A 9021-nucleotide genomic window follows, 5' to 3' on the forward strand; every position below is an offset into this window, starting at 1 on the left:
GAATGAATATATTAAAAGAGGCAAAGCCAAATATCCTTGTAGTTGGGGATTTGATGATAGACCATTACCTATGGGGGAGTTGTGAGAGAATTTCTCCTGAAGCACCTGTACAGGTAGTAGACATCGCAAAAGAGACAACAGTTCTTGGTGGGGCAGGAAATGTTATCAACAACTTAAAAGCTCTTGGTGCGAGTGTGAGTGTTGCTGGTGTTATAGGGGATGATCCCAATGGTGATGAACTGCGTGCAATGTTGCGAGATATTGCTGTTGATGAAAGTAAACTTATAGTGCAGCATGATAGAAAAACTTCAAAGAAGAGCCGTATTATTGCCGTAAGCCAGCAGATACTTCGTTATGATAAAGAGAGTAAAGAAGATATTACAGAAGATTCTGTAGAGAGTATCATGAAATCTCTGCGTGAGGATATTAAAAGTTTCGATGCTGTAATTCTTTCTGATTATGGAAAAGGTGTCTTGACTCCTTCTCTCACGCAGGCCATCATACAAGCCGCAAAAGCAGAAGGTGTCCGTGTCCTTGTTGATCCAAAAGGGAGTGACTTCTCAAAATATCGTGGAGCTACACTGCTCACACCAAATAAAAAAGAGGCACAGCTTGCAACAGGCATTGAGATAAATGATGAAGCTTCACTTAAAAAGGCACTTTTAAAACTAAAAGGTGAGTGTGATTTAGAGATTTCACTTATTACGCTCTCTGAAGATGGAATCGCTATCTATGACAGTGATCTCAAAAGATTTCCAACAGTTGCCAAAGAGGTCTTTGATGTAACAGGTGCAGGTGATACGGTCATAGCTTCTATAGCCTATGCTCTCTCAGCTGGAAAAAACATCGATGAAACAGCAAAATTCGCAAACTTGGCTGCTGGTGTTGTCGTTGGAAAAATCGGGAGTGCAACGGTTACTATTGATGAGATAGAGGAGTATGAAGCAAGTCTTCATAAAAGTACTTCTGATGCACACATAAAAACTTTTGAAGAGATTGATGCAATAGTAAAACGTTATAAGGCAAACGGGAAAAAAGTTGTTTTTACAAATGGCTGCTTTGATATCTTGCATGTAGGGCATGTAAAGTACTTACAAATTGCAAAGAGTTTTGGAGACATCTTGATAGTAGGACTTAACTCAGATGCCTCGGTTTCACGTCTTAAAGGGCCAACACGACCTGTAAATGTAGCCCAGGACAGAGCATACCTACTTGCAGCACTTGAAGCAGTGGACTTTGTAGTGCCATTTGAAGAAGATACACCTTATGAGCTTATTAAAATGATAGCACCGGATGTTTTGGTCAAAGGCGGTGATTATGAAGGTAAAAAAGTAGTCGGTACAGAATTTGCTAGAGAGTTAAAACTTGTGGACTTTGTCGATGGCAAAAGTACAACAAAAACTATAGAAAAGATACAAGGAAAGACATGTTAAAGAAAATTACACTTCTTGGTGCAACAGCATTAACAGCTTTTGCTCTTAATACGGGTGAGATCAATATCAATAATAAAGATTTAGAAGTAAGCGGACAGTTCGATGTTGGACAGTTTAATGAAGCTGTAGAACCAAATACAATGTTCGTAGGTGCAAAGTTTTTAAATGCGGATGAGAAACACTCTGATAATGAGCGAGTAAATTTAGACCCATATTTTGAAGCAAACTTCTTGATGATGAGACCAATTGGTAATCAAGGTATGCGAGTAGGAATGGGTGCAAAAATAAACTTTACAAAAAACTTTACATCAGTACCTTTAGGTTTACAGTTTGCATATAAAATTCCAGCAAACAGCTACGTACCAATGTACTTAAATGGTGAACTTTACTATGCACCAAGTGTTCTCTCATTTAGTGATGCAGACAGCTTTTTAGAGTATCGTTTAAGCTATGATATTGAGATTATCGATAATGGTAGAATAACGCTAGGATACCGTTCTATGGATACAAACTACAAAGCAAACAAAGGGTACTCTTCTACAGGTGGAGATTTTAATTATAATTCGTACTGGTATGTCGGATTTAAAGTAGGTTTTTAAACTTTTAGATCCAAGTTATTAACAGCCTCGATAACTTCAGAGGCTGTAATCGTTGTCATACACTCATGATGCTCTAGTGGGCACTCTCTTTTCATACATGGACTGCAATCCATTTCATGTCTAACAATAATACTTTTTTCATTCATCCACTGTGAAGTCTCTTTATATTTTGTCGGACCAAAAATGGCCACAGTTGGAACTTGATAAGCAGCTGCAACGTGCATTGGACCACTGTCATTGGTTATAAAGAGTGAACATCCTCCGATATTACTGCACAGTTCTTCAATGGTAGTTTTTCCTGCTAAATTTGTGTAGTTGGTAATACCTAGTTTTTTGAGATTTTCTTCAATTTCTGCTGCCATTTCCACTTCATTTGGACCACCAAAGATGATGATGTCATATCTATTGCTAAAGTGTGCTGCCACGGCAGCAAAGCGTTCAGGATACCATCTTTTGGCACTTCCATACGTTGCTCCTGCATTGATGCCAAGCATTGGCTTGCCAAACTTCTTAGGCTCGATGTAGAGTTTGAGCGGTGGGATTTCATCTTTGGTAAAATCATTTATATTAACCATAGCAAGCTGAGAATATTGCTCCACAAGATGTTGATTTGTCACTATCTTTGGTGTATGAGAGAGTAAAAATCGTGAATGCCAAGACTCTCTAGCGATGGTTAGGACTGTAGTTGTAAAATAGAGTAGAAGTGAAGAGTGGAGTTGATTTCTAAATGTGACAGCAAGATTAAAAACACCCAACTTTTTTGCAAATTTATAGGTAGCCATAAGACGTGAAGAAGCTTTTTTTGTCTCATCAACGACAGCCCTTTGGCAAAGTGGATGATGTTTAAGTGCTTCAATACTGACATAACTTCCAACAAAGGTAAATCTCGCACTAGGATGTTTCTTTGCCAAAAGCTCAATAGCCGGTGTCGCCATGATGGCATCACCAAGCCAGTTTGGAAGGATAACTAAGATTCTCATTCTATACGCTCACTTGCATTGACTTTTTTACCAACCTCTTTGGTGATGAAGATATAGATAGGAGAGTCATTGATATCTAAAATCTCATTTTTTAAACGTTTTCCAGTTTTAGAGTAGACTTCAAAAAAATCTTCATTTTTGAGTGTTGTAGGCTTTAGTGACCAGTGAATCTGTAGGAGTTGTTCATCGACCCAGAGTTGAATGATATAGTAGCCCCGTTTAATATCAAGACGTAAAAATTGGGCATTTTGAAGTGTTTGTATCATCTGTTTATAAACATAAAAGGCTTCTCTTTTTTTGATGCTATCTCGATTGTCTACAAGACCATAACCAGGAGCTATGAGCTGATGCCATGATACAGAATCAACCTGTTGGCTTGCAAAGGCTAAAAGATAATAACGCAGCATATAATTGGCGTAAACCTCTTCGCTCACGCACTCATATTCACTTGTTGGTGCATAGGGTGCTGTACCACTGAGTGGCCAGTTTACTTCTGTAATGTGAAGCTCCTGTTTTGTCTTTGGACTGAGCCATACCATAGTACTTAAAAGAGCGAGTTTATCGGTAAGTGAGAATCCTAGTTGTGTGTTTTCCGGTGCGCCCCGTCTATCAACATATAAAAGTGCTGCAATACCGTCATATTTGCACTTACAAAAGTTAAAGAGTGTATGGGCAGTGTAGTGAAATTCAAAATCAATCACATCACTTCCGATGATTTTAATGTTCGGAAACTGCTTTTGTTTTAGATTGAAAGCCACTTTATAAAATGCGAGATATTCTCTGACAGAAAAAAAGCCCCACTTTGCGCGGTTAATGGTTGAGCCGATTTCAAAGATATCTACGATATCGTCTAGTTCTTGAAATATCTGCGTGAGGTTTTCTCTCAAAAGTGCTAAATCTTCGATATTTTCTCTATCTTGTAAAATTTTCAGGGTTATTTTTTTATTTTTGTACTTTGAGAGAAACTCTTTTAGTTGCGGCAATTTTTCCATTTCCCAGAGTTTAAAGCGTGTTAGGATACTCTCTACACCAAGTTCTTCTATCATATCAGTTGTTGCGTGAGCATCTCTTTGGAAGTCAATGCCTAAAGAGAAGAACTGTTTTGACTCTATCTCTTTTCTCTTTATAAAAGGGGTAGCAAGCATGGAAAGTGGCAGTAAAATAAGTGCACTTAAAAAAGTGTAGAGTAGGGATGGCAACTCTTTTTTACGCATCGATTTTTTAAAAGTTCTGTCTTGAAGTAGTGCTGGTTGGTCGGAATAATCATCCCAGGAAAACGGTTTTTTCATAAGTGCAATTATAGCTATATTAAGTTAAAATAGTCATATGAATATATTAGTTGTACGAACAGATAAGCTCGGAGACTTTATAACGGCACTGCCAAGCTTTTATGTCTTAAAGCATCATAGTCCAAAAAACCGCATCATAGCCCTTGTAGCTCCACTTAATCGCTCTTTGGCCCAGACGTGTGATTTTATAGATGAGGTTATAGTTGATGATGGTAAAAGTTCTCTCTTTGCACTTTCACAAAAATTACAAGCTGCTAAGATAGATGCTTCTGTTACACTCTTTTCAAATACACGTGTGGCTCTGGCTCAGTTTTTTGCACGCATACCAAAACGCATCGCTCCTGCTACTAAAATCGCACAGATTTTTTACAACAAAAGAGTGGTGCAGCGGCGCAGTGAAGTCAAGATGGCTGAGTTTGAGTATAATCTCGCGCTCACGCAGGCACTATTTTCAGACATTTCACTCGATTTTCCAAAGCCGCTTTTACATTTTGATGATGCGAAAAAGGTCTATGAAGTTTTTTGTGCAAATTATGACATTACACGCGATGTTATCGCTTTTCATGTTGGTTTTGGTGGATCATCTGATGCAAATTGGAACCTTGATGAGTATGAAGAGCTCATTCGTGTAAAACTACGTGATAAAAAGTATCAGATCGTGCTTACTTTCGGTCCTGATGAAAAAGAGCTTTATGAAGAGATGCAAAACCGTCTCATGGGTGAGGGTGTTGTCTTTTACCTCTCACTTGATGGCATTGTCACCTTTGCAAAGTTGCTGAGTCAATTTAAACTTTTTGTCTCTACTTCAACAGGTACATATCATCTGGCTTCTTTAGTGGGGTGTCCTACAATAACCTTTTTTGGTGACAGCAAATTTGCAAGTGCTGCAAGATGGAAAAGTATAGGGGATGCAAAACTGCAAAAGCACTATATGTTACCTATTGATGAGAGTAAAAGAAAAGTGATATTTGAGGAAGTAAAGCAAGAACTACTTGCCTTTTAGCTCTTTGTTTAGTTCATAGAGTTTGATGTACTTGTAAAAATTTGTCACCATATGTGAGTATGCGATAACAAGCCCTACATATCCGTCACGAAATCCCTGTTTGAAAAAGTAGGTCTTGATAAATGAGTAGGCTCCGTTAAAGAAGGCCTTAGCGGGTGAGGAGCTCTTTTTGCCTGCATTGTTCTTTGCAAAGAGGGTAGAGTAGGTATTGGCTTTATTAACAAACTGCTCGATGCTTTGGTAGCTGTAGTGAAGCATATTTCCCTCTAAGAGCTCCGTTTGAAGCTCTTCTGTAATGATATCTTCATGGACATCATTGTCATTGTATTTTGTTACACTTTTGTTGTAGAGTCGTTTTATCTTCTGGTTGTTCCAACCGCAGTGTTTTACTTCTATGTCTTTGTAAAAGGCACGAAAGTTAAGAATGTAAACTGTGTTTGCATCGAGTTTCTTTGTAGCAAGTACCTCACGCAGCTTCTTATCAATAACTTCATCACTGTCAACGATTAAAATCCACTCATTTTTGGCATAACTTGCCGCCTTGTTCTTACTCCAGCCAAAACCTCTAAACTCGCCCTCTATTAAGTTTACATTGGTAAAACTTTTTGCAATCTCCATGGTTCTATCAGTTGAACCATTGTCATAAACGACTACATCCTCAAAATCTTGCAGCGCCTGAAGGGTCTTTTGAATGGTTGTTTCATTGTTTTTAGCAAGTACTACGGCAGATATATTACCAATCAATCTCTTTTCCTTTGAGTCTTTTTTTGAAATTTTTTATCTTTTTGTTCTGCAGGGAGTAGTGCAGTGCTTTTTGTACAAAGTCAGAACACTCTGTGTACTCTTTTGCATAGGCTGTTGCTATGCTTGTAAGCGCCTCTTCGCTTGCCCAGAGTTTTGAGAAGTTTTTGGCTCTCTCATCACAGGAGAGGGTGAAAAAACGCATACGATTGACATCGACTATCTTAAAAGTATAGTTGCCATTTTCTTTTTTGATGAGAATATTTCCAGGAGAGTAATCTTCATGAAATATTCCTGCATTATGCAGAGCAAGAGTAAACTTGGCAAAGGCTTTAAAAATGCTCTCTCTATTGGGAAAGTCTTTTTCTAGGAGAGGCTCACGAATGGTAAAGTCATAGATAAACTCCTCACTGACAAAGTAACTCTCATCTAGAAGACCGTTTTTAAAAAACTCAATATAACCTATGGGCGTAGGTGTAAAGTCACCAAGTTTGAGTGAGTAGTCATAGGATTTTTTTGCTTTGGAATCTTTAAAAAATGTATAAGCAATTTTATTAATGATATTTGGAACTTTAAAAGCTTTTACAACTGTAGAGACACCTTCATAAGGGATGACTTTTAGTTCATTACGTGCTTTATGGATGTTGTCTGTTTGGGTATGAAAATAGTTTTGGATATTTTTAAAAAAGTGTTCAAATTTCTCCTTATATTGAGGAGAGATAATATATTTCATAGAGTTCTCATTATTTATTTTGTATAATAGACATTATACTAAAAAAGGTGTTGGTTTGAAGTTAAATTTTAGGCGAGGAAGTGCTTTTGCATCGAAACGGGCAAAAGAGTATTTAAAAGATAAAGATCCTGAAGATATTAAAAGGATTACCGTAATTCGTCATGCAGCGATTGGGGACTTTATGAATATTCGTCCGTTTTTGATAGAACTTCGAAAGTTTTTTCCAAACGCCAAAATAACTTTAAGTGTAGTTAAACATTATATGTATGGAATACCAGAGGATTTGATTGATGATATCCATGTCGTTAGCAGATATGCAGAAGATGGTTCTAAAACAAGTCTGTTCACGCGTATTAAAGAAGCCAAAAAACTTCCTTCTCCGGATATTATTTTTGACTTGACAGACAGTACCCTCTCTTTATTGGTTGTTGCACTTTCAAATGCCAAGCTCAAAATTGGCTATCCCTACAGAGCAATTAGAAGGGCTTTCTTTGATATAGCAACACTCAGAAGTGACTTTGTCGTTGAAGCACTCTCTGTGGAGCATATACTTAATGTTTTGGGAGCAAAAACAGCTTATCCTCTCCGGTATGGATTAGAGAAATTTTATCCAAAAAATAGTATTCAAAACCGTATAGTCTATTTTGCCGGAGCATCTGCAAAAAGTAAGTGTTGGGCTGCAGAGAAATTTTCTGCCTTGATAGATAAGATGTCGCAAAAATTTCCAGAATATGAGCATGTGATATTGCAAGGTATCGGTGAGGATGAGAAGTTTTTTGATATCTATGAACCGCTCAAAGAGCGGAAGAATGTACGACTGCAAGAGCTACTCCCTATAGAAGATGTGATGCAGTTCTTAGCAAACAGTAAAATGCTGGTTTCTAATGATACAGGTGTGCGAAATATGGGAATAGCCTTAGAGATTCCTACTGTTGGGATATTTTTTGAGATACCTCCGTTTCGTTACTGGCCGCGTGAAGAGAAGCATGAGTGTGTATTTAATCTGGAATATACACAGCCATCTGTTGAAGATGTATTTGAAACAATGTGTAGCCTGTTAGAAAAGCTTTATGAAAAATAAAAATATTTTAGAAGTCTGTCTTTCAGGTGGACTTGGTGGACTTGAGATGTTTGTGGCAAGTTGTTATGAAAATTTCTCTAAAGAGGGTAGTTGTAATGTTGTTGTTGCCCCCAAAAGCAAGCTTGATAATTTTCTTGGAAAGATTCCCAGAAAAAGAGTCAAAAGAAGTAAATTTTTCCCTCTACTTCCAGCTTTGAAGCTTGCTAAAATTATTGATGAAAATGAGATTGATATAGTCCATTTTCACTGGAATAAAGATAGTATCACTGTTGTTTTAGCTAAAGTTTTCAGTAAAAGAAAGCCAAAGATAGTGCAGAGCCGTCACATGGGAATGACACGCTTTAAAGATGATTTCTTTCATAGATGGGTTTATAAAAATATTGCTCTTATTCATGCTGTGACTGATGAAGTTGCAGCACAACTGCGAAAATATATACCACAAGATAGTTCTCCTAAAATTCAAAGAGTTTATCTTGGAGTTGCAGAGAAAACAGTTGATAGCCAAAAAGTTACACTATTGAGAGAAAAATATAATATAAAAGATGATACATTTGTTCTTGGCATTGTTGGCAGGATAGAGAAGCCAAAAGGACAGTACAAGGTCATTGAAGCCTTACACCTTTTAAAGAACCCAAAGATGAAGCTTTTAGTAGTTGGTGCTGCGATGCAAGAGAGTTACTTGCAAGAGCTGCAAGATGAAGTAGTGCGTTTAGGCTTGCAAGGACAAGTTGTCTTTACAGGATTTACTCAAGATGTTGCAGAACATATGCAACTTTTTGATGTCAACGTTTTAGCAACAGAGCATGAGACATTCGGTCTGGTAGTCATTGAGGCGATGCTTGCAGGTGTTCCTGTTGTTGCCACTGCAAAAGGTGGTCCTTTAGAAATTATAGATGATGGTGTTGATGGGTTTTTATTTGATGGAAGCAGTAAAGATTTGGCAGAAAAAGTTAATCGGCTTTACAGAGATAAAAAAGTGTATGGGATGATGCAAAAAGCAGGCATACAAAAAGTAAAAGAGAAGTTTGATAAAGAAAAACAGTTAACAGAGTTGTATGATATTATTATAAATAAATCATAAAATATTATGTTTTTTTATTATCTTTAGCTTGAGAAATGGCATTGTAGATACGCATCAACTTGGCCACCCGTACGCATTAAC

At 37.4% G+C, this 9021-nt stretch carries 9 protein-coding genes; 5 read left to right on the top strand and 4 right to left on the bottom strand.

The window, feature by feature from the left end; translation table 11 throughout:
- Nucleotides 1-2: 2 nt before the first annotated feature.
- Both rfaE1 and ES948_RS09270 read left to right on the top strand, forming a co-directional pair.
- Nucleotides 3-1433: a D-glycero-beta-D-manno-heptose-7-phosphate kinase gene (gene rfaE1, locus ES948_RS09265; protein ID WP_152184666.1), complete on the top strand. Its 1431-nt coding sequence runs from the start codon at nt 3-5 to the stop codon at nt 1431-1433.
- Nucleotides 1427-2032 (top strand): YfaZ family outer membrane protein, encoded by a 606-nt coding sequence (locus ES948_RS09270; RefSeq protein ID WP_152184667.1) that lies wholly within the window; start codon nt 1427-1429, stop codon nt 2030-2032. Before rfaE1 ends, ES948_RS09270 begins: the two co-directional genes overlap by 7 nt.
- Here the strand turns inward: ES948_RS09270 and waaF are convergent.
- Together waaF and ES948_RS09280 are read right to left on the bottom strand one after the other, a co-directional pair.
- A complete protein-coding gene (gene waaF / locus ES948_RS09275; protein ID WP_152184668.1) occupies nt 2029-3012 on the bottom strand; it encodes a lipopolysaccharide heptosyltransferase II in 984 nt (327 codons plus the stop codon). The genes ES948_RS09270 and waaF overlap by 4 nt on opposite strands.
- The gene (locus tag ES948_RS09280; RefSeq protein WP_152184669.1) at nt 3009-4301 is read right to left on the bottom strand and encodes a glycosyl hydrolase; all 1293 of its coding nucleotides are present in this window, start codon (nt 4299-4301) and stop codon (nt 3009-3011) included. Before ES948_RS09280 ends, waaF begins: the two co-directional genes overlap by 4 nt.
- Before the next feature lie 37 nt (nt 4302-4338).
- Between ES948_RS09280 and ES948_RS09285 the strand changes: the two genes are divergently transcribed.
- Nucleotides 4339-5304 (top strand): glycosyltransferase family 9 protein, encoded by a 966-nt coding sequence (locus ES948_RS09285; RefSeq protein WP_152184670.1) that lies wholly within the window; start codon nt 4339-4341, stop codon nt 5302-5304.
- Here ES948_RS09285 and ES948_RS09290 read toward each other — a convergent pair.
- Nucleotides 5290-6048: a glycosyltransferase family 2 protein gene (locus ES948_RS09290; RefSeq protein ID WP_343029876.1), complete on the bottom strand. Its 759-nt coding sequence runs from the start codon at nt 6046-6048 to the stop codon at nt 5290-5292. The genes ES948_RS09285 and ES948_RS09290 overlap by 15 nt on opposite strands.
- Nucleotides 6038-6778 carry a protein kinase family protein gene (locus tag ES948_RS09295; RefSeq protein ID WP_152184671.1) on the bottom strand — a complete coding sequence of 247 codons (741 nt, stop codon included), beginning with the start codon at nt 6776-6778 and terminating at the stop codon, nt 6038-6040. The genes ES948_RS09290 and ES948_RS09295 overlap by 11 nt, the downstream gene beginning before the upstream one ends.
- 55 nt (nt 6779-6833) lie before the next feature.
- Here ES948_RS09295 and ES948_RS09300 point away from each other — a divergent pair, with 55 nt between their 5' ends.
- Nucleotides 6834-7859, top strand: a complete 1026-nt coding sequence (locus tag ES948_RS09300; protein WP_152184672.1) for a glycosyltransferase family 9 protein — start codon at nt 6834-6836, stop codon at nt 7857-7859.
- Nucleotides 7849-8940, top strand: a complete 1092-nt coding sequence (locus tag ES948_RS09305) for a glycosyltransferase family 4 protein (protein WP_152184673.1) — start codon at nt 7849-7851, stop codon at nt 8938-8940. Before ES948_RS09300 ends, ES948_RS09305 begins: the two co-directional genes overlap by 11 nt.
- Nucleotides 8941-9021: the final 81 nt, after the last annotated feature.

The sequence above is a fragment of the Sulfurimonas indica genome, assembly GCF_009192995.1.
In the GTDB taxonomy this organism is placed as follows: Bacteria; Campylobacterota; Campylobacteria; order Campylobacterales; family Sulfurimonadaceae; genus Sulfurimonas; species Sulfurimonas indica.